Raw genomic sequence first — 22,575 nt, 5'->3', positions numbered from 1 at the left:
CACATGCGACGACTCCGATATGCGGTGGCCAGTGCGCTGGCGGTGACCGCGCTGGTGGCCTCCGGTTGCTCGGCCGACGACTCCGAGTCCGGAGGTGTCGCGGCATCCGGCGAGACCCGAACCTTCACCGCCGCCAACGGCACCTTCCAGATTCCCGTGCACCCCAAGCGGATCGTCGCGATGTCCCGCGCGGTCCCACCGCTGCTCATCGCCGGCGCCCCGGTGATCGGTGCGACCACGGGCTACGACACCAGCACCATTGTCGACCAGGACGCGATCAACCGCTACCACGAGGTGGACACTCTCACCACGGGAACGGCCAAGACGAACGCCGGTGGTGGAACCCAACTCTCGTACGAGCAGATCGCTGCACTCAAGCCCGATCTCATCATCTCCGGCTTCCCACAGAAGGCCTACAAGTCGGCGATCAGCGATGAGCAACTGCAGGCGATCGCACCCACGCTGAGCCTCGGTCCGGCGACACCGACCGAATGGCGGGAGGTGGGACGCAAGGCCGCCGACGCGGCCGGCAAGGGGGACGTCTTCGACCAGCAGAAGGCCGAATACGAGAAGCTCGCCGCAGAACTGAAGCAGAAGTACGCGTCGACGATCGCGGGTAAGAAGTTCGCTGCGGTGTCGGTCTTCAACTCCATTCAGGCCAACTCGTTCCAGCGCGAATACGACGATTCGTTCACCACCAACATCGCCAACGACCTCGGCATCACCTTTCCCGGCGGCACGCCGCGCAAAACCCAGGAGATCGTCTCCGTCGAACGGCTTTCCGATCTCGCCGACGCGGATGTGATTCTGTATCAGGTGAATCCGGACGGCTCGCTGCGACACCCACGCACCCAGGCGCTCTTCGATTCGGCCGCTTGGCAGAACCTACCCGCCGTCCGGGCCGGACACGCACTGCCGGTCGCCTTCACCGCCGCGGAAACCTACGCGGGAGCAATGAGATGCCTGCAGTCGGTGGCGCAAGGGTTGGACAAGTTGTCGACGTCGGACACGGCGGGAAGCTGACCCACCGTTGCTCGTTCTCCTTCCCGCACCCCTGCGGCCGGTCATCGCGCCGGTCCGCGCCCGGTTGACCACCGCCATGCTCTTGCAGGTCGGTTGTGCGCTGCTGGTGGTCGCCACCTATGTCGCGATCATCGACGGCATCCGACGATCGGTCCAGACCGGGCACACCGCCTGGTTCCCGATCGCCGTCGCCACGATCACGCTGCTCTCGGTGCCGGTGGTGCACGCGGCCTCCTACGCGCTCAGCTTCTCCGCGAGCCGACGCGTCGAACAGCGCCTGCGAGATCAGATCATCGCGCACATGTCACGAATCCCATTGGGATGGTTCACCGATGGCGCCGCCATCACTCGGCTTCGCAAGACCGTGACCACCGACGTCGGGGCGGTGTCCGGACTCGTCGCCGAGGGGCTGCCGAACCTGGCCCGCTATACGACGGTGACCGTGGCGGCCTTCGGCTATCTGTGTACGGTGTCGCTGCCGATGGCGGTGATCGTCGCGGTGCCCGTGATCGCAGCATCCGTGGGGGAATGGCGTCGGATGGGCACGGCCTCCGACGCCGACCGTCAGTATGAGGAGGCAGCGGCAGAGTTGTCGGCGCGCACCCTCGAGTTGACGCAGGGTATCGAGGTCGCCAAGGTATACGGCACCACCGGCAGCACCGATGACCGTTTCCACGCGGCGGCAGATACGTACGCCGACAGCTACATCCGACGCGAGGAGGACCAACTCCGGCGGGGGCGGCGCACCGCGATCCTGGCCTCCTGGATGTCGGTGCTGGGCCTGGTGGTGATCACCGGAACCGCCTTTGTCGCCGCCGATCTCGTCACACCGGTCGACGTCGCCGCCTTCATCCTGCTGTCCTGGCTCGTATCCCGCGGCGTGTGGGCGGTACCGACGGCCTTGGTGACGTGGCGCCGCGCCGCGGCCGTACTGCGCGGCGTCGACGCGCTACTGACCGCACCCGCGCTCCCGGCCTCCGCGCGGCCCGCAGCGGCCCCCGTGGGGCCGGTGACCGTGCAGTTCGACGCCGTCGAGTTCGGTTACACCCCGGGGGTTCCCGTGCTGCGGGGAATTGACCTCACGATGCGGCCGAACTCGACCACCGTGCTCGTCGGGTCGTCGGGCTCCGGCAAATCGACCGTAGCGCGGCTCATCCCGCGATTCTGGAACGTCGAGCGCGGGTCGATCACCCTCAACGACACCGATATTCGCGACATCGCGCCGGACGTCCTATACCGGTTGGTGTCCTTCGTCTTCCAGGACGCCGAACTGTTGCGGATGTCGGTGGCCGACAACATCCGACTCGCACGCCCCGACGCCGGGCCGGAGGTGGTGCGCGCTGCGGCCGTTGCGGCCCGGATCGACGACCGCATCCGACGCTTGCCCGCCGGCTACGATTCCATCGTCGGCGACGACGTGACCTTCTCCGGCGGTGAGGCACAACGGATTTGTATCGCGCGGGCGATCGTTGCCGACACGCCCGTCGTGGTGCTCGACGAACCGACGTCGGCCGCCGATCCCGAGTCGGAAGCCGCAGTGACTCACGCACTGTCCCGGTTGATGTCGGGTCGCACGGTCCTCGTCGTCGCGCATCGCCTCGCCTCGATTGCCGCCTCCGATGAAATCGTGGTTCTCGAGGACGGGCAGGTCGTGGAGAACGGACACCGTGACGATCTGCTCGCCGCCGAGGGTCGCTTCGCGCAGATGTGGCACGCCGACCGAATGGCCTTGCGATGATGCGGGCTCTGGCACCGGTCGTCGGTGCCGAACCCACCCGGCGCATGCGGTCCGCACTGTCGGTCGTGGCCATCGCCGCGATCGTCGAGGTCGGCTGCCTGGCGCTGCTCGTCGGATTGCTGACCGATCTGTTCGCCGACCGCTTCCCCCGGGCATGGTGGTGGGCAGCGTCTTTCGTGCTGGGCTGCGCAATCGCGGTGACGTTCGAACGCCGAGCGCTGCGATCGCAGCGGACGATCACCACCGAGGTGGTCGCCTCGCTGCACCACCGCGTCGGCGCGCACGTCACTACCTTGCCATTGGGCTGGTTCACGCCCGAGCACACCGACGCGCTGAACCGGCTGCTCACCGACGCGACCCGCTCACTGGCCATGTTGCTCAACGGGATCGTTGCACTCAACGTCCGGGCGGTCGCCACCGCCGGCACGCTCTGGGTGGTGCTGGCCTGGGTGGACCTGCCCACCGCAGCCGTGGCAGCGGCCGGCCTGACGCTGCTGACGCTCCTGTACCGACTCGCCACGCGCATTCTGCGGCAGGCGAATACCACACGTGTCGACGCCGAGCAGGAGATCGGCGCTCGGATGGTGGAGTTCGCCCAGCACCAACCCGTCCTGCGTGCCCACGGTCACCTGGGTACCGCGAACCGCGAGCTGAACACTGCCCTGGAGGACGGGTACCGGGGCGCGGCCACCTATTTCCGCGGTGCGATCCTCGGGGTCACCGCCTTCACGATCGGCACCGCCGTGGTGCTGTCGGGTGTGCTGTGGGTTGCCTTCTCGCGGATCGACGACGGTGACATCGTGATCGCCACCGGAGTGGTCCTGGTGGTGCTTGCTGCACTCCTGATCGATGCGCTCGCGCCGCTGGGTCGCACCGGCAGCGTGATCTGGGCGGCCGAGCAGACGCTGCGCGAACTCGGCGACGTGCTGAGCGTGGCACCGCTGCGAGAACCGGCGGTGTCCGCGCCCATCGCCACACCCGACATCGAATTCCGGGATGTCTCCTTCGGTTACGGTGCAGAGCGGGTGATCGACGCTGTGTCCGTGCATATTCCGGCCGGCAGTACATGCGCGGTGGTGGGGCCATCCGGCTCGGGCAAGACCACCCTGGTGCGACTGGCCGCTCGGTTCTGGGACGTCGATGGCGGCGAGATCCGCATCGGCGGTGCCGATCTCCGCAACCTGCGCACTGCCGATCTGATGCGGCACCTCACGATCGTGTTCCAGGATGTCTACCTCGTCGACGGCACCATCCGGGAGAACGTGCTCCTCGGATGCCCCGACGCAGGCGCGAGCGACCTGGCCCGGGTCGCCGAGATCGCGCGACTCGACGAGGTCCTCGACCGTTTGCCGCGCGGCTGGGACACGCCGGTCGGGGACCGTGGTGCGGCGCTATCCGGTGGGGAACGCCAACGCGTGTCGATCGCCCGCGCACTGGTGAAGGATGCGCCGATCGTGCTGCTCGACGAGGCCACGTCGGCACTCGACCCGCAGAACGAACTCGCCATCCGAGATGCCCTGCGCCACCTCGGCGAGGGCCGCACTCGCTTCGTCATCGCGCATCGGCTGCAAACCGTGCGCACCGCCGACCAGATCGTCTTCCTCGAGGAGGGCGGCGTCGGCGCGGTCGGCACGCATGACGAACTGATGGCACGCAGCGCCCGTTACGCGCGCTTCTGGCGCGAACAGACACCGGTTTCGCTGGCCGGCACCGGTCACCCCGATCACGACGAACAGGAGATGCGATGAGCTCAGCCCGGCTCCACCCGCACGACACCGAGGTCACCCTCGTCACCTACGATCTGCACCCGCGCACCGCCGAGGTGGTCGGCACCACCGACCTGACGCCCAACCTACGGCGGGTGCGCTTCCGGTGCACCGATCCCGAGAGCTTCCACTTCGTCCCGATGGCCCCCGACGAACACGTGAAACTCTTCTTCCCCCAACCCGATACCGGGGAGATCCGGATGCCCGAACTCGGGCCGCGCGGAATCGTCGCGCCGACCGACGGACCCCGCCCGATTCACCGCGACTACACCGTGCGTGCCTTCGACGCCGATCACGCGCTCATCGACATCGATTTCGTGCTGCACACGCACGGTGTCGGTGGCTCCTGGGCGGCGGCGGCGCAACCGGGTGACCGATTGGGCATGCTCGGCCCGCGTGGCTCGCACGTCTACCCGACCGGCTACGACTGGTATCTGCTGGCCGCCGACGAGACCGCGCTGCCCGCATTGTCGCGGTGGCTCGACGAGTTGCCCGCGGGCAAGCGGGTGGCAGCGTTCATCGAAGTGGCCGATGCCGCAGCCGAACTCGCTCTCGCCGATCGGGCGGGTACCGCGATCCGCTACGTGCACCGCGGCGACACGCCACCCGGCGGCAGCGACCTCCTCGAACGGGCCATCCGCGAATACGCCTTCCCGCCCGGCGATTTCTTTGCCTGGATCGCCGGCGAGGCCACGACTCTCACCCCCATCCGCCGCTACCTGCGGCGCGAGGTCGGGCTGCCGAAGGATCGGATGAAGGTCGACGGCTACTGGCGGGCCGGGACGATCAACCTCGATCATCACGATCCCGGCGGCGACGAGGACTGAATGTCGTTGACCATCACCGCGGTTCCGTCCATCTCCCGCACCCACGCGCGTCGCGCGTGCGGTGCGGTGGCCGGACTCGTTCTCTTGGTCGTGGTGTGCGCCTTCAGCGTCGCGGTGGGCGTCAAGACGATTCCCCTGCATACGGTGTGGGATTCGTTGGTGCACTATGACAATGCCGGCGACCAGATCATCGTGCGCGACCTGCGGGTGCCCCGAACGATGCTGGGGCTGCTGGTGGGCATGGCGCTGGGGGTGGGCGGTGCGCTCATCCAGGGCATGACCCGAAATCCGCTCGCCGACCCGGGACTGCTCGGCGTCAACGCGGGAGCGGCCTTCGCAGTGGCGGTCGCGGTCGGTGTGCTGGGACTGACCAGCATCTGGTCCTACGTATGGTTCGCGTTCGCCGGCGCCGCAGTCATCGCGGTGCTGGTGTATCTGCTCGGCTCGATGGGCCGGGCCGCACCGTCGCCGATCCGGCTCACCCTCGCCGGCGTCGCGCTGAGCGCGTTGTTGTCCGGCGTCACCATGGGATTGACTCTGCTGGATGCGGACGCCTTCGACGAGATGCGTTACTGGCGGGCCGGATCGATCGCGGGCCGGGATCTGTCGGTGGCGGCCGCGATCACCCCGTTCATTCTCGCCGGACTGATCCTCGCCGTGGTGGTCGCGCGCTCACTGAACGCGGTCGCCCTCGGTGATGACACCGCCCGCTCGTTGGGCGCCGACGTCACCCGCACCCGAGCGCTCGGCGTCATCGCGGTGACACTTCTCTGCGGCGCGGCGACCGCCGCCGCCGGGCCGATCGCCTTTGTCGGACTGATGATTCCGCACATCGCCAGGTGGATCGTGGGTCCCGACCAACGATGGATCGTCGCCTACAGTGTGCTCGGTGGGGCGATCCTGGTCGTGGCCGCCGACGTCGTCGGACGCGTCATCATCCGTCCCGGAGAGATGCAGGTCGGTGTGGTGACGGCATTCCTCGGGGCGCCCGTGCTGATCCTGCTGGTACGCCGCGCACAGGCGAGCAGCCTATGAGCGCCATCGATTTCGGGCGCCCCGCACTCGTCGTGCGCGCGCCCTCAGGACGACCGTCAGTGCGCGTCGGGGTGCGATCGGTGGTGGTCGTCGCAGTGCTGCTGGTCCTGACCGCGGCCATCGCAGTGATCGCTCTGGGCACCGGCGACTACCACGTACCCCCGATGCGGGTGCTGGACACCCTCGTCGGCGGCGGCAACCGATTCGAACGGCTGGTGGTGACCCAGTGGCGGATGCCGCGCGTGTGCGCCGCCGTGGTGCTCGGCGCCGCTCTTGGGATCAGCGGCGCCATCTTCCAATCGCTGACCCGAAATCCCCTGGGCAGTCCCGACATCATCGGCTTCAACACCGGCGCTTACACCGGGGCCCTGGTGGTCATCCTCGTCGTCGGCGCCGACCATCGGTACAGCACCGCGATCGGCGCGCTGGCCGGTGGCGTTGTCACGGCACTCGCGGTCTATCTGGTCGCCTTCAAACGCGGCGTACAAGGTTTTCGGCTGATCGTCGTCGGGATCGGCATCAGCGCCATGCTGGCGTCGGCGAACACCTGGCTCATCATGAAAGCCGATCTCGACGATGCGATGTCGGCGGCCACCTGGGGTGCTGGCACCCTCAACGGCCTCAGCTGGGCGGATGTGGCTCCGGCGCTGATCATCACAGTGCTGCTGGTGCCGCTCGTCGGGGTTGCTGCCTATCTGGGGCCCATGATGGAACTCGGCGACGACACCGCCCGGGCCCTCGGGGTGCGGGTCGAGCCGGTCCGGCTATACGTCATCGTGCTCGGTGTGGCACTGACCGCCATCGCCACCGCCGTTGCCGGTCCGATCGCGTTCGTCGCCCTGGCGGCACCGCAACTCGCGCGTCGCCTCACCCACGGCGTGGGAGTCGCGCTGGCCCCCGCCGGCGCCATGGGCGCACTGCTGCTCGTCGGTTGCGACTATCTCGCCCAGCACGCGTTCGCGCCGACCCAGCTGCCGGTCGGCGTGGTCACCGCGTCGGTCGGTGGTGTCTACCTGGTGTGGTTACTGGCTCAGGAGGCCCGACGATGATCCCATCGACAGCAAGGACAACAGGGTGCGAGGTGCCCGGGCCGGGGCGGTTACGGGCCGAGGACATCACCATCGGTTACGACGACCGGATCATCAGCGAGTCGCTGTCGCTGACCATCCCCGACGGCGCATTCACCGTCATCGTCGGACCCAACGCCTGCGGCAAATCGACACTGCTGCGGGCATTGTCGCGGCTGCTGACACCGAAGTCCGGCAATGTCGTTCTCGACGGCCGGTCCATCCACTCGTATCCGGCCAAGGAGGTGGCCCGCCGCCTCGGGTTGCTGCCCCAGACCTCGGTCGCCCCGGACGGTATCCGGGTGGCCGAACTCGTGGCGCGAGGACGGTTTCCCCGCCAGTCGATGTTCCGCCAGTGGACCGCCGCCGACGAAGCCGCGGTCCTCGAGGCGATGACCGCGACCGGAGTCATCGACCTGTCCGCGCGACTGGTGGATGAACTGTCCGGCGGGCAGCGTCAACGTGTCTGGGTGGCCATGGTGTTGGCGCAGGAAACACCGCTGGTGCTGCTCGACGAACCGACCACCTTTCTCGACATCGCCCACCAGATAGAACTTCTCGATCTGTGCAGCGATCTGAACCGGCACCGGGATCGGACCTTGGTCGCGGTGCTGCACGACCTCAATCAAGCTTTCCGCTACGCCGACCATCTCGTCGCCATGAAAGATGGCCGCATCGTCGCGCAAGGTGCACCCGGCGACATCGTCGACGCCGCCCTCATCGAGGAGGTGTTCGGCCTGCGCTGCCGGATCATCGACGACCCGGAATCGCAGACACCACTGGTCATCCCGCTGCGAAGAGGAGCCCCATGACCCGAGCGACCATCACCGCCCAGCCCTTGACCGGGGCACAGACCGGGATCTGGTACCGCCGGCAACTCTCCGGAGCCGGATCCGCATCCGTGTTCGTCGTGGCCCAGGCATGGGAAACCCATGGGCCGGTGCATCTTCGGACGCTGCTCGACGCGCTCACCGGCACGCTCGCCGAGGCTCCGGCGTTACGGTCGGCATTCGGCACGGTCGACGGGGAAGTGGTGCAATGGCCCGGCGCCCACACGATCGAACCGACTGTGGTGCACGACATGTCGGCCCAGCCCGATCCGCGGGCAGCCGCCACCCACTGGATGCGGCGCCGTGCCGAGCGTCCGATCCACCCCGAGACGGACCCTTGCTTCGAGATATCGGTGCTGCAACTCGCGGCGCCGGATTCCGCCGAGATGTCTCGAGCGATCGTATTCCTGCGCGCCCATCACATCGTCGCGGATGTCTACGCGCTCGGTCTCGTCGGCCGGCGTGTTGCGGAGTTGTATGCCGCAGGCCGCGGTGGACCGGCCGCACGCCCGACGTGGTTCGGCGCGGTGTCCGATGTCCTCGATCATGAAGCGCGCTACCGAGACTCCGACGATGCCGCGCGGGACCACGAGTTCTGGCTCGAACGGTCGTCGTCCGGCGACACGATGACCTCGCTGGCATCCGTCAGACCGCAGGGCGATGTCCCGCACGTCGTATCGCATGCGGTGACCGTCGACGAGACGACCGCACACCGTCTCGCGCGACTCGGCGCGGAGTCCGGCGGTTCCTGGGGGGACGCCGTCACCGGGCTGCTGGCCGCCACGCTGTCGCGGCGCACCGGAACCGACACCGTCGTGCTCGGTTACCCGATGATGAATCGCATCGGCACACCGGCGGTCACCGTACCCACGATGGTGGTCAATGTGGTTCCGGTGCGAATCCCGCTGTCGCCGTGGACCTCGATTCTCGACACGGTCACCGCTGCACGGCAGGCAGTCGGCGAGATCCGCCCGCACGCACGCTATCGGGGTGCGGACATCGCGCGCCTCGCCGGATCGGAGCGACCACGGATCTGGCTCAACATCAAGGCCTTCGACGACCATCTTCGGTTGGGCGAGGTCGACGTCACGGTGGCTTCGGTGGCCCGCGGTCCGGTGGAGGAACTCAGCATCACCGTGCGTCGCAGCAGGTCCGGGGAGATCGAACTCCAACTCGACGCCGACGGTGGAGTCTTCGATCGCAATCGGATCGAGCGTCTCGCCGCGGATCTGGCCGACGCACTTTGCGACGCCGCCGGACGCGACGACTGGCACACGCCTGTTGCCGCTCGCAGCACACCGAGACTCGACCCCGATCGGGAAGCCGTCAACATCGGTGGCTGCAACCTGGGGGACCTGCTCGCCGAAACCTGCGACAACCGGTCGACCGGTCCGTGCATCGTGTCAAGGGGCAGCGCACTGGATGCGCCGGAATTGTTCAGCGCGGCACATCGACTCGCGCGGCTGTTGATCGACGAGGGGATCGGTGCCGACGACCGAGTCGCTCTCCTGCTACCGCGCGGCATCCCGGCGGCGATCGCGATGCTCGCTGTGCCGCTCGCCGGCGGGGTCCTGCTGCCGCTGGATCCCACGCACCCCCGCGACCGGATCAGACATCTCCTCGACGATGCACAACCACGAATCCTGCTGACCCACGGGGAATCGACGCTCCCGAACCAGGACATCCGGACCATCGACACCGCCGCACGAGAGTCGCGGACTCGTCTGAACCGCCTGCCGGACACTCCACTCGTACCCGACGAACGACGCGCGGCGGTGCGGCCGGCCCACCTCGCGTGCATCGCCTACACCTCAGGGTCGACGGGAGCACCCAAGGGCGTGATGATCACCCACGCCGCACTCGCGCACCGACTACGCTGGGCCACCCGCGACTGGTACGGCCGCGGTGATGGGGACACCCGCACCACCATCTGGAAGAGCTCGATCGGATTCATCGACGGGATCACCGAGATCCTCGGCGCGTTACTGCGCGGCGAGCGGATCGTCGTCGCCGACGACGACACGGGACGCGACCCAGATGCCCTCGCCGAACTCCTCCGACGGGAACGGGTCGCCAAGCTGACCGCGGTGCCATCGCTGATCCGGGCGCTGACCGAGGTGGCGCGGACCGACGGGGACCGGTACAGCTGGCCGGATCTCGACGTCTGGGTATCCAGCGGGGAACCGCTCGCAACACCGATAGCCCGCGCGGCTCGGAGGAGTGCGCCGGCCGCCCGGATCATCAACTCCTACGGCTCCACCGAGGTCACCGGCGACGCCACCTACTGCACCATCGGCGACGACGATCGGGACGTGACCATCGGCACCGCCGTCCCCGACACCCACATCGTGCTGCTCGACTCGTGGCTCCAACCGGTACCCGACGGGGAGATCGGCGAAATCCACGTCGCCGGTGTCCAACTCGCCCGCGGCTACCTCGACCGTCCCGACCTGACCGCGACGAGGTTCATCGCGCACCCGACCCGGCCCGGACATCGACTCTTCCGCACCGGCGATCTCGCCACCCGCGACCACGACGGACGCTTGCGCCTGCACGGACGCACCGACCGGCAGCTCAAGATCCGCGGCGTGCGGATCGAGCCAACCGAGATCGAGCAGACGCTCACCGATCTCCCCGAGGTCGCCGCAGCCGTCGTCGACACCCGACCCATCGGCCCCGACTCAGACCCGGTACTCATCGGCTATCTCGTCCCGGCTGGCGGCGTCGACCCGGATACCGTCGACGTGGCCCGCATCCGAGCAGCGCTCGGCACCCGGCTACCCGCGCACCTGGTGCCCGCCACGCTCATCCCACTCGCGGAACTGCCGGTGTCCGCGCACGGCAAGGTGGACCGGCGGGCGCTGCCCGACCCACAGTGGGCAGCCGGCTCGTCGCAGCCACCCACCACCGACACCGAAATCCTGGTTGCACAGGGATTTCGGGAGATCCTGGGTCGGGGAGGGGAGTCCGTCCACGACGACTTCTTCGCGCTGGGGGGACACTCGCTGCTCGTCACCCGACTGCTCAACCGCCTGACCCCCCGACTTCGTTTCCGACCACAGCTACGCGACGTGTTCGACCACCCCACCGTCGGCGATCTCGCCGCCACCATCGACACCGGACACGTCCCATCGATCCACGACCTCCCACCCATCACCCCGAACACCGGCCCGACGGAAACGGAACTGTCTGCCGCGCAACGACGTCTGTGGTTCCAGTTCCGCCTCGACGACGCCACCGCCGCCTACCACATCCCGATCGTCCTGCGGCTCAACGAGTCACCCGACCCGATCGTGCTCGGTGCCGCGGTGCGCGACGTCGTCGAACGACACGAGACGCTCCGCACCCTGATCGTCGAGGATGAGCACGGGCATCCCGTCGCACGCGTACTTCCGCCCGCACACGCCGCCCCGCAGGTCCACGTTCTCGAAACCACCGAAGGCTGCCTCGACAACGCGGTATACCGCTGCGCAACAGATGCGTTCGATCTCGGTGCGGAGATCCCGATCCGCGTGCACCTGCTCCACACGGGGCGTGCAGACAGGCCGTGCACCCTGCTGATCCTCCTGCACCACATCGCCGGAGACGAATGGTCCTCGCCGATCCTGGTCGACGAACTGTCCCGGGCCTACCTCGCCCGACGCCGTGGAGTCGCGGCCGATTTCGACCACCTACCGATCACCTACGCCGACTACGGCACCTGGCAGCATCACCTGCATGATCATCCGCGATTCGTTGCGGGACTCGAGTATTGGCGCTCCACCCTGTCCGACGCCCCCGCCGAACTCCGCCTACCCTACGACCACGCACGCCCCGCGGTCGCCGATCACCACGGTGGACGAGTGTCCTTTCCGATCGACGATCACCTCGCCATCCACTTGCGAGGCGCCGCCGAACAACACCGCGTCTCGATGTTCATGCTCGTGCACAGCGCCGTGGCCATCGTCCTCGCCCACCAGGGCGCGGGACACGACATCGTGGTCGGCACACCGGTATCCGGGCGTGACGATCGGGCGCTGCAGGCGTTGATCGGTTGCTTCGTCAACCTCGCCGCGCTACGTACCGACCTGACGGGAAACCCCACGGTCACCGACATCGTCGCCCGGGTCCGCGATGCTGATCTCGACGCCTTGAGCTGGTCGGACATCCCGTTCGACACGGTGGTCGAGCGCCTTGCACCCCCACGCATCCCCGGTGCCCACCCCCTGTTCGGGGTGCTGGTGCAATACCGTGCGGCGTGGGGTATTCCGGCGTTCGGGGATCTCGCGACGGCAGTGACCCCCATCGAGCCGGGCACGTCGATGTACGACCTGACCGTCGATGTCACCGGGCACGCCGACTCCGGGCTGATCGACGTGCGCCTCGACTACGCCACCAGCCTGTTCGACCGCACCACCATCGAACAGCTCGGTTCGGACCTACGATCCGCGCTGACGCTGGTCGCCACCGAACCACATATCCGGTTGTCCGACATGGACATCCACGACGACGAGGCCCGCCGCACGATACTCGGAGACTGGTCGCGAGGCCCTGTCGACACCCTGCCGCGCACCACCGTCGACGGCCTGCTGCACACGGCGACGCACGCCACGCCAACCCACGTCGCACTGCGCTGCGCCGACACAACCCTCGACCACCACGCATTCGACGCCGCCATCACGGAGACCGCGGTGCGCCTGCAGCGATCGGGTATCCGACGCGGTGATTTCGTCGCCGTGCTGACCGGCCGCGGTGCGAGGCTGCCGATCGCGATCGCCGCGGTGTTCCGGGCCGGCGCCGTGTGTGTCCCGGTGGACCCGGGCTACCCGGACGAACGGATCGAGTTCATCCTCGCCGACGCAGGAGTGCGTGCGGTGATCACCGACACCGCCGTCGAAACCCGGTCGGCCGCAGTCCTGGCCGGCCGGACGCTACTCCGGCTCGATGAGCCGACGACACGCCAAACCACCGATGTATCCGCCGAATTGCCGGCCGTGACACCAGAATCGACAGCGCTACTGCTGTACACCTCCGGATCGACCGGCACACCAAAAGGAGTACTCCTTTCCCACGCGGCGCTCGCACACCGACTGATGCTGGCCGCCAAAGACTTCGGAGCGGGACCCTCGTCGATCGGGGTCGCGAAGTCGGCGACCGGTTTCGTGGACGCGATCACCGAGATGTTCGGCATGCTGTGTGCTGGTGGGGCAGTGGTGCTCGCCGACGACGACACCGCGACGGATCCGGCAGCATTGACGAACCTCATTGCCGCCGAACGGGTCACCGACGTGGTCACCGTGCCATCGATCGCGCAATCCGTGGTGGCCGACCACGCCGGTGACCTGACGAGTCCCCGACGCTGGGTGTGCTCGGGTGAGCCGTTGACCGGGGCTGTCGCGCAGTTGATTTCGACCGCCGCGCCGCATGCGCAGCTGGTCAACCTGTACGGCTGCACCGAGGTCACCGGCGATGTGGCGGCGCACGACGTCGATGCCTCCGGTACCGACGGTCCGGTACCCATCGGTCGACCCCTGCGCGGCTGCGACACCTACGTCCTCGATCCGTGGCTGCGACCGGTACCACCGGGCGTCCTCGGCGAAGTGTATGTGGGCGGACGGCATCTCGCCGACGGGTACCACGGTCGTCCGGCGCAGAGCGCAGAACGGTTCGTCGCCAACCCATTCGCCGCGGCTCCCGGCGATCGCCTGTACCGGACCGGCGACCTCGCTCGCTGGGACCGCACCGGCATTCTCCAGCTGGTGGGCCGCAGTGACGACCAGATCACCGTCCGCGGCATCCGGATGGAACTCGGAGAGATCACCAGCCATCTCGAACGACTCGACGACGTCATCGAAGCCGTTGTGGTGCCCCGGCTCTCGCCGATCACCGGCGCGACAGCGCTGACCGCATATGTGACAACCCGACCGAGCAGGGAAACCGGGCCCGACGCCGATCTCCGGTCCAGGTTGATCGGCCGATTGCCCGACCCGATGATCCCCACCTCGGTGGTGGTGCTCGACAGCTTCCCGCGAACGCCGAACGGAAAGGTGGACCGTGCGGCCCTGCCGCACACCGAGGGGCCGAGAACACCGTGTCGCCCACCGTCGAATGATCGAGAGAGACTGTTACGCAGCATCTTTGCCGATGTCCTCGGGATCACCGGAACCGACATCGAGACCGTCGGCATCGACGACGACTTCTTCGAACTCGGCGGCGACAGCATCGCATCGCTGCGTGTGGTGGCCGCCGCCGTGCGCGCAGGTCTACCGCTGACGTCTCGATCGATGCTCGAGCGACGTACCGTGGCCGCACTCGCTGCTCTCACCGCCGAAAACCCCTGCGATGATGAAGAGCCGACGGCGGTACCACCGACAGTGGTGGGACACGTGCTGCGCGGCACACGCCGCGACATCGGCGACCACGTCCTCACCGAGGTACGCCGAATCCCGACGCCGGCCGCCGACATCGAGTCAGCAGTGGCAGCACTCAGCACCCAGCACGATGCGCTCCGGCTGCGGGTGGTGCCGAAGAATCGGCTCGTGTGGGTCACCGAGGTCCTGCCGATCGGCGACCCCGGAGCGGTTGTCACGCACCAACAGGCCGAGTCCCTGGAGGGTCCTGATGTGCTCGCGGTGGCGATCGACGACGCCGTCGGCAGGGTGCGGATCATCGATGGCCGGCCGCTGGCCGTCACGGTGGTCCACACCGACGACGAGATCACCGTCGTACTCGCCGGACACCAGGCGGCGCTGGATCGTCGTGCGCTGCATACGATCGCCGAGCAACTCACCGGACACCACGTCGGCGGGTCGTCGTCGGTCATCGATACCGCCACGGCGCTCGACGACCTCACCCGCAGCGCCACCGCAGACAACCGGCTCACCGAGTTGCTCGAGCGGCTCGGCCCGCCCGGCGACCTGCGTCGGCCCCGACACGCCACCGAAACGGCGACCGCGATGGCCCGTGCAACCGTCCCGGCCGCGCGACGAGACGACATCCGCCGCGGATTCGCGGCGGCCTGCGAGAAACTCCCGATCGACATCGATGGCGACCAGCGCGCCCTGCTGAACGACACGGACCCGGCAGCCGTCGGCTCGTTCATCGTGCCGTGTCCGTGGACCACGGCGACCGGAGACCGCATCGCGGGCGCCGACAATGATCTCGACCGCGCCTGGTTTACGGTGCTACGCCACGGTCACCGACGCGGACGCAAGACGCTCAAACCACTGGTGCCTGGCCAGGTCTATCTCACCGAGAGCTTCGGCGAAGTGGCCCGGCGAGGGCATCGGGAAGGGATCGAGGCCGACTACGCCGTCGTCGCCCGATTCCGCTACACCGCTGACGGCAGTGTGGAACTCACCGTCCTGGCGGACGATGCCGGCACCGCCGACGCGCTGTGCACGCGCTGGGCCGCGGCATCGGGAACCGCGTGAGAGGTCAGACGATCCCGCTCGGTGCCCGACGAGTGCCGGGTTGCTGCCGCGGCATCCGATTGGGCGGCACCGGGTAGGGACGACCATTGCCCAGGGTGCCGGCGGCGATATTGGGACCGCACGCCACCAGCGCGTTCTGGGCAGCCGGTACCGGATCCCCGAAACGCGGACGGGCGGCGTTGGGCCGGTGGGCGAAGTCGAAGGTCGACGTCATGTCGCCGACCACCCCGCGCCGCCACTTCGTCAGGTTCGGCACCTCGACGCCGAACCGCTTCTCGATCAGCCGCAATTGCGAAGTGTGATCGAAGGTTTCCGACGCGACGAGACCGCCGCGGCTGTAGGGCGAGATGACAAAACACGGCACGCGATAGCCGAGGCCGATCGGTCCGCGAATACCCTTCGACGACGACACCTTGTTGATGTCGGGGACACTCACGTACTCACCCTTGGTACCCGGCGGCGGGGTCGGGGGAGTGACGTGATCGAAGAAGCCGCCGTTTTCGTCGTAGCTGATGATCAGAGCCGTCTTCTCCCACACCGCGGGATTCGACGTGAGGATGTTGAGCAGATCGACGATGCCGACGGCCCCGAGTGCGGCGGGCAGGGCCGGATGCTCGCACTCCATCGCCGGCGGCACCACCCACGACACCTTGGGGAGGCGGTTGGCGGCCACATCGGCGCGGAAATCGTTGGGATAGGTGGGATTGATGCCGCGGCGGGCGAGCTCGGAGTTCGGGTTCTGTGCCTGCTTGAAGCAGCCCATCATGCCGTCGAGCACCACGCTGGAGACCGGACCGAGATCCTTGTTGTTGTAGATCTTCCAGCTCACGCCTGCGTCGCGCAGGTTCTCCGGCATGGTGCGCCAGCTGTAGGCGAATTTCGGTATCAGCGTGGGGGTTTCGAGGAGTGGTCCGCCGTGGCGGCCGTCCGGGTCGAGGGTGCCGCTCATCCAGTACAGACGATTGGGGTCGGTGGGGCCGAGCACCGAGCAATGGTAGTTGTCGCACAGCGTGAACGCCTCGGCCAGCGACCGGTGGACGGGGATGTCCTCCCGTTCGTAGTAACCCATCAGCGCAGGTGCGTTCGCCGGCCCGACCGATCCGACCGACATCGGCAGCCAGCCGTCGTTGCGGCCGCGGTTCCACGCCTGATGCATGCCGGCCCACGAATGGTCCGGATCGTTGATGCACTGGCCGTCGAGGTTCGCGTCGATCTTGGTGTCGAGGCGGAAGGGCATCGTGTATCCGCTGCGGGTCGGACCGACACCGGGCGCCCATCCGTGCTGCTTCCACAGCGGTGACTTCTCACCGAAACCCCGCACCCCGGAATAGGTTCCGAAGTAGTGGTCGAACGAGCGGTTCTCCTGCATGAAGAGCACGATGTGCTCGATGTCCTTGAGTGATCCGGTACCGGCGGGGTCGGCCGACGCGTACGCCCGATCGATGATCGGTCCGGCCCAGGACGCGAGGAGCGCACCGCCGCCCACCGCCCCGACCCTGGTCAGGAATTCGCGGCGGGACAGACCGGCAAAGGGCGTGTTCGACAAGGCAACTCCTCGCGCAAGTGGGCTTCAGGCGGGGTCAGTGTACTCGCTGAATCCGTACTGTTCGTGTGGTCCGATCGCCGCGAACTCGAACAGTCCGTCACCGTCGGCTGAACTGTCGTCGTCGGACAGGACAAATCGGGCACGGTGATCGGTTACGCAGAACATCTTCATCGTCGGATCGAGTTCGGGCACCTTCAGATGCAGGCCCTCCACCTTCAACTCGCCCTGCCACATGCCGTGCCGCCAATCGGCTTCCAGCCCGTACCCGGTGCCGAAGGCGAGGTAGTTGGCCAGCTCGGGATGGCAGGTGACGGTCATCGTTGCACCGGACGGCCGGGTGAACCGCAAGCCGGCCTCGGCGACCTCGCGGGTGCCGGGAATGAACGAAATGTCGTGTGTGACATGTCCGAGCCACTCCGGTTCCCGGTCGGGGTCATCCCACACCCGGCGCGCATCGTGCATGACACGTTCCCCGGTCTCGGTCTCCTGCACCACGACGACAATCGTGAAGTCGTCGAACCGCATCACCGAGTAGATCCAGAAGAAGGTCCCGGACACACCCGCGTCGGCCTTACGGCCCGCGGGTTCGGCCTCACCGACCGGCCGGACACCCCACGAGCGGTCCCGATTTCCGCGCCACCCGGGGCCGTTGACGTCGAACTTCTCGCCGTCGACGACCAGATCGCCCGACCAGTCGCCGGTTTGGACGAAGCGCATGGTGTCGAAGAAGACGCGTTCGATCTGCCGCTGAAAATGCCGGGGCTCCAACACCGCCGGGCTCGTCGCGGTGAACGTCAGGTCGAACGACAGGTCACCGTGCCCGTCATCGAGCGCGATCCGCAGCTGCTGCAACCCGTCCACGATCTCGAGGGTGAACGGCCCGACCCGCATATCGGTGCGATCGGCGCCGAGTGCCTTGGATGCCCGCACGACGATGTGTTCGTCGCGGTGGCGGACGACGGCGAAGACGTCGGTGACCCCGAGGTTCGGGTAGACGCCCAGGCCGACGATCAGCCACGGCGAATCCGCCTCGGGACCATGGCAATTGAAGTAGTAGCGGTCGTAGAAGTTGCGGTCGGAGGTCTGGGTGTGCCGGATGACCTCGGCGACCTGATGGATGGGGTAATCGTCCATGGGCGAGAGCATCAGCGCACCCGCTCCCAGTACGTGCCGGCCATCATCGCCTCGACGGTGCTGCGATGCATGATCATGTCGTCGGTGTCCTCGGGCTCCTCGGCCTGGCCGAAATGGATGGCGCGAGACTGTATCCGGTACATCACCACCGCGTGGATCAAGGACGCGTAGGTGAGGTAGAAGTCCAGATCGGTCAGTTCGTGACCGCTGGCGCGGGCATACAGTGCGACGACGTCCTCGCGGCGCAGCATGTCGGGTAGTCCCGGCATCTCCATCAGTTCGGCGAGATCCTGAAAGAACCGGTGCAGGAAGATCAGCCACGCGACGTCGAGCTCGCGAGGGCCGTAGGCGGCCATCTCCCAGTCGAGTACTGCCGCCGGACGGAAGTCCGTGTAGATGACGTTGCCGACCCGCGCGTCACCCCACGTCAGCACCGGATCGCCTTCCTCGGGGAAATTGTCTGCCACCCAATCGAATCCGCGCTCGATCAGCGGTGAACCGCGACGACCGGCGGAGGCCCAGGTGTAGAACTCGCGCAGTCGTCGCACATGCGCCCGCAACGGGGTCTCGCCCGGACCCGGCAGATCCAGCAACTCCTTCGGCACCGGTGCGCCGTGGATGGCAGCGATCGTCTGCACCGTCGATTCCACCAGGCGGGTGCGCTGCTCCTCGGTTGCCTCGCTCACCCAGGAACCGAAGGTGTACGGCATGACGTCCGGCGGTACGTCGCCGTCGACGCGACCCATGACGAAGAATGGGGCGCCGAGGGGGCCGTCGTCGGGTTCCGACCAATACAGTCTGGGCAGCGCAACGCCGGTCGAGCGCGCCACATGATCGATGATCCGGAACTGCCGGTCGAGGTCGTAGGTGGGGAACACCGGGTCGCTGTCGGCCGTCGGGGCCACCCGCACCACCAACGGATGGGTGGTGCCCTCCCATTCGGCATCCATCACGATCGTCTCGCTCGACATCCCATTCGCCGATGGGATCTCCAATCGGGTGATGGTGGGCGACGGGGCCACCGTCGGTAGCCACTCGGCGAGGCGGGCGCGCAACCACTCGGGATCGCGGCGCGACGAACTGGGACGAGCGACCTCATTCGGGTCCGACGAATTGCTCTCCGGCATAAAGACATCCAATGACGTTTCAGGCTGACAAGACCTACGAATTAGAACACGTTCCACCGCGCGTGATGCTCATATCCGTTGACCCCGCCGACATAACGCTGATAAGTTACCGGTGTTAAGTCACCGACCCGTGGAGCATCCATGCCGGCGAGAATGACCGGATTCATCATCGGGCGGCCCCGAGCCGTGCTGGCCGTCGCGGCACTGCTGCTCGTCGCCGCCGGGTTGTTCGGGGCGAGCGCCGCGCAGCACCTGTTGGCCGGCGGGTACAGCGACCCCAACTCGGACTCCGCGCGCGCCGAGGCGGTCCTGAACGACACCTTTGGTCGCGGGGGATTGCAGGTGGTGGTCAAACTCGATGGGCCCGCCGGCATGAACATGGCGACCGACCCCACCGCGCGGGCCGTCGGCACCTCGCTCGTCTCCGACCTCGAGGGCCTCGACTACGTGCAGCGTCCGATCCTGTCGATCTGGCAGCACCCGTCCCTGTCGTCAGCGCTGGTGAGTCGTGATGGCTCGTCGACGTTGATCATCGCGACGCTCTCCGGTGGGGAGGGTGCGGCGCCGGCTCACGCCGCCACCATCGAGGAGCGGTTTGTCGGTGAACGCCAGGGTATTTCGGTCCGGGTGGGCGGCCAGGGGCTGGTGTTCGGTCAGGTCAACGAACAGACCACGCGCGATCTCGCGGTCGCCGAGGGGATCGCGATCCCGATCAGTTTCCTGGTCCTCATCGTCGTCTTCGGCGGGCTGGTCGCCGCCGCGTTGCCCGTGGTCATCGGGATCGTGGCGATCATCGGAACCTTTGCGCTGCTTCGACTGATCGCGATGTTCACCGACGTCTCCATCTTCGCGTTGAACCTCACCACCGCCCTCGGGTTGGCGCTGGCCATCGACTACACCCTGCTCATCGTGACGCGCTACCGCGAGGAAGTCGCCCGCGGCGACGACCGCCGCACCGCGATCCTGACCACCATGGCGACAGCCGGTCGCACCGTGGCCTTCTCCGCGGTCACCGTCGCACTCTCGTTGGCGGCGTTGGTGATCTTCCCGATGTACTTCCTGCGGTCCTTCGCCTACGCCGGGATCGGTGTGGTGCTCGTCGCGGTGGTCGCCGCGCTGGTGCTGACGCCGGCCATCCTCATGGTGCTCGGCCCGCGCATCGATGCGCTCGACGTCCGCCGTCCGCTGCGACGACTCTTCCGGCGACCCGAACCGGTGGCGCGCCCGATCGAGGAGTCTGCCTGGTACCGCTTCGTCCAGTTCGTCCTGCGGCACGCTGCGCCGATCGCGATCGTCACCACCGTGGCGCTGCTCATCCTCGGTGCGCCGTTCCTCGGCATCCGCTTCGGATTTCCCGACGACCGGGTACTGCCTCCGACCGCGAGTTCGCATGCCATCCAACAGGAGATCCGCGACGACTTCGCGCAGAACCTCTCGTCGTCGGCGACCGCCGTCGTCTCCGGCCTACCCGCCGGCGACGACCTCACGCGCTACACCGCCGACCTGTCGCGGGTCGACGACGCCAACTCGGCGACGTCGTCGTCCGGCACATTTGTCGACGGTCGCGCAGTGTCGCCGGGTGACCCCGGCGACTCGAAGGGCACAACGTCGCTGATCACGGTGTCGACCAACCTGGAACCGATGAGCGACGCCGGACGCGACCAACTCGAGGCACTGCAGGCAGTGCCGAAACCCGACGGCGCGACCGCGGTATTCGGCGGGTTGGCGGCCACCAACGTCGACACCGTCGATGCGATCTACGGTCATCTGCCGTGGGCGCTCGGGATCGTCGCGCTGGCCACCTTCGTGCTGCTGTTCCTGTTCACCGGAAGTGTCGTGCTGCCGTTGAAGGCGTTGGTGCTCAATGTGTTATCGCTGTCGGCGACCTTCGGCGCGATGGTGTGGTTCTTCCAGGACGGTCACCTCGACGGGCTGGGCACCACGCCCACCGGCTTCCTTGTCGCGACCATCCCGGTTCTGATGTTCTGCATCGCCTTCGGCCTGTCGATGGACTACGAGGTCTTTCTCCTCGGCCGCATCCGCGAGGAGTGGCTCGCCTCCGGCGGCTCACGCGCCGACAGCGATCATGCGGTCGCCGTCGGACTCGCCCGGACAGGGCGGGTGGTGACCGCCGCCGCGTTGCTGATGAGCATCGTGTTCGCCGGGATCGCCGCCTCCGAGGTGTCGTTCATGCGTATGTTCGGGGTGGGGTTGACGCTGGCCGTGCTGATGGATGCCACGGTGATCCGGATGCTGCTGGTGCCGGCGTTCATGCGGTTGGCCGGGCGGGCCAACTGGTGGGCGCCCGCGCCGTTGCGCCGGCTCCACAATCGGATCGGGTTGTCGGAAGGAGGCGTTCATGACTCTGCGACGCCGGAAGTCCCCACGCGGGTCGGGTGAGCTGCTCGCTGACGAGATCATGGACGCGGCCACCGCGCTGCTCCTCGAACACGGCGACGTCACCGCCGTCTCCATCCGCGCCGTCGCCGACCGGGTGGGTGTCACGCCGCCATCGATCTACCTGCACTTCGCCGACAAGGACACCCTGCTCGACGCCGTCTGCGCCCGCTACTTCGAGCAACTCGACGGGGTCCTTGCCGACGCATCGGCCGGCATCGACGACCCGCTCGAGCGGGCGCTGCAGGAGGGACTGGCCTACGTCCGCTTCGCACTGTCCACGCCGGTGCTCTACCGCATGGCCTTCCGCCAGGTGCCGCCCGACCGGCAGATGAAGGTCGACGAGGTGCTCGCCGCCTCGGCATTCGCCCGGATCTCCGCGACGGTCACCGACCTCGTCGACGAAGGGTTCTTTCCCGCCGCCGACGTCTCGGCGGTGGTGCTGGAGTTCTGGGCGGCCGCGCACGGCGTCGCGTCGCTGATGCTCGCGAAATCCACGTTGCCCTGGGGCGATGACCTCGCCGTCGCGGAGAGTCTGTTGCGTTCGGTATGTCTGGGACGCGCCGCCGCCGGGACACTCGGCGAGGACAGTGGTCCCGAGGACGTCCGTGCCTGGCTGGGCCGCCAACAGGGTGCGCACGGCTGATTTCGGCTGCCGCTGCGACGCGGCACA

The 22,575-nt window shown here is 67.7% G+C and carries 13 protein-coding genes; 10 read left to right on the top strand and 3 right to left on the bottom strand.

Annotation, left to right across the window (positions count from 1 at the left end; all coding sequences use genetic code 11):
* Positions 1–3 precede the first annotated feature (3 nt).
* The 8 genes from AAFP30_RS20625 to AAFP30_RS20590 are packed head-to-tail and all read left to right on the top strand — an operon-like array spanning position 4 to position 15,698.
* Positions 4–1,023 (top strand): ABC transporter substrate-binding protein, encoded by a 1,020-nt coding sequence (locus tag AAFP30_RS20625; protein WP_419231877.1) that lies wholly within the window; start codon positions 4–6, stop codon positions 1,021–1,023.
* A 7-nt stretch (positions 1,024–1,030) separates the two neighbouring features.
* Positions 1,031–2,761, top strand: coding sequence for an ABC transporter ATP-binding protein (locus tag AAFP30_RS20620; protein ID WP_419231876.1), 1,731 nt, complete (start codon positions 1,031–1,033; stop codon positions 2,759–2,761).
* Positions 2,758–4,509 (top strand): ABC transporter ATP-binding protein, encoded by a 1,752-nt coding sequence (locus AAFP30_RS20615; RefSeq protein WP_419231875.1) that lies wholly within the window; start codon positions 2,758–2,760, stop codon positions 4,507–4,509. Before AAFP30_RS20620 ends, AAFP30_RS20615 begins: the two co-directional genes overlap by 4 nt.
* Positions 4,506–5,354 (top strand): siderophore-interacting protein, encoded by an 849-nt coding sequence (locus tag AAFP30_RS20610; protein WP_419231874.1) that lies wholly within the window; start codon positions 4,506–4,508, stop codon positions 5,352–5,354. The genes AAFP30_RS20615 and AAFP30_RS20610 overlap by 4 nt, the downstream gene beginning before the upstream one ends.
* On the top strand, positions 5,355–6,389 hold the full coding sequence (locus tag AAFP30_RS20605) for a FecCD family ABC transporter permease (protein WP_419231873.1): 1,035 nt from the start codon (positions 5,355–5,357) through the stop codon (positions 6,387–6,389).
* Entirely contained in the window at positions 6,386–7,438 is a 1,053-nt protein-coding gene (locus AAFP30_RS20600) for a FecCD family ABC transporter permease (RefSeq protein ID WP_419231872.1), read from the top strand. The genes AAFP30_RS20605 and AAFP30_RS20600 overlap by 4 nt, the downstream gene beginning before the upstream one ends.
* Entirely contained in the window at positions 7,435–8,268 is an 834-nt protein-coding gene (locus tag AAFP30_RS20595) for an ABC transporter ATP-binding protein (protein ID WP_419231871.1), read from the top strand. Before AAFP30_RS20600 ends, AAFP30_RS20595 begins: the two co-directional genes overlap by 4 nt.
* Positions 8,265–15,698 (top strand): amino acid adenylation domain-containing protein, encoded by a 7,434-nt coding sequence (locus AAFP30_RS20590; RefSeq protein ID WP_419231870.1) that lies wholly within the window; start codon positions 8,265–8,267, stop codon positions 15,696–15,698. Before AAFP30_RS20595 ends, AAFP30_RS20590 begins: the two co-directional genes overlap by 4 nt.
* Positions 15,699–15,702: 4 nt before the next feature.
* Here AAFP30_RS20590 and AAFP30_RS20585 read toward each other — a convergent pair whose 3' ends face one another.
* Genes AAFP30_RS20585 through AAFP30_RS20575 form a run of 3 tightly spaced genes read right to left on the bottom strand, consistent with a single transcriptional unit; the run spans position 15,703 to position 19,505 of the window.
* A complete protein-coding gene (locus AAFP30_RS20585; protein WP_419231869.1) occupies positions 15,703–17,244 on the bottom strand; it encodes an alkaline phosphatase family protein in 1,542 nt (513 codons plus the stop codon).
* Between the two features lie 24 nt (positions 17,245–17,268).
* Positions 17,269–18,390 (bottom strand): hypothetical protein, encoded by a 1,122-nt coding sequence (locus AAFP30_RS20580; protein WP_419231868.1) that lies wholly within the window; start codon positions 18,388–18,390, stop codon positions 17,269–17,271.
* Complete coding sequence (locus AAFP30_RS20575) at positions 18,390–19,505, bottom strand: phosphotransferase family protein (RefSeq protein WP_419231867.1); 1,116 nt, start codon at positions 19,503–19,505, stop codon at positions 18,390–18,392. The genes AAFP30_RS20580 and AAFP30_RS20575 overlap by 1 nt, the downstream gene beginning before the upstream one ends.
* 141 nt (positions 19,506–19,646) lie before the next feature.
* On the opposite strand from AAFP30_RS20575, the gene AAFP30_RS20570 reads away from it, so the two are divergent.
* On the top strand, positions 19,647–21,905 hold the full coding sequence (locus AAFP30_RS20570) for an MMPL family transporter (protein WP_419231866.1): 2,259 nt from the start codon (positions 19,647–19,649) through the stop codon (positions 21,903–21,905).
* Positions 21,865–22,548, top strand: coding sequence for a TetR/AcrR family transcriptional regulator (locus tag AAFP30_RS20565; protein WP_419231865.1), 684 nt, complete (start codon positions 21,865–21,867; stop codon positions 22,546–22,548). Before AAFP30_RS20570 ends, AAFP30_RS20565 begins: the two co-directional genes overlap by 41 nt.
* Positions 22,549–22,575 lie beyond the last annotated feature (27 nt).

Source organism: Gordonia sp. CPCC 205515 (genome assembly GCF_048537925.1).
Taxonomy (GTDB): domain Bacteria; phylum Actinomycetota; class Actinomycetes; order Mycobacteriales; family Mycobacteriaceae; genus Gordonia.
This window is presented reverse-complemented; position numbering and strand designations above follow the sequence as displayed.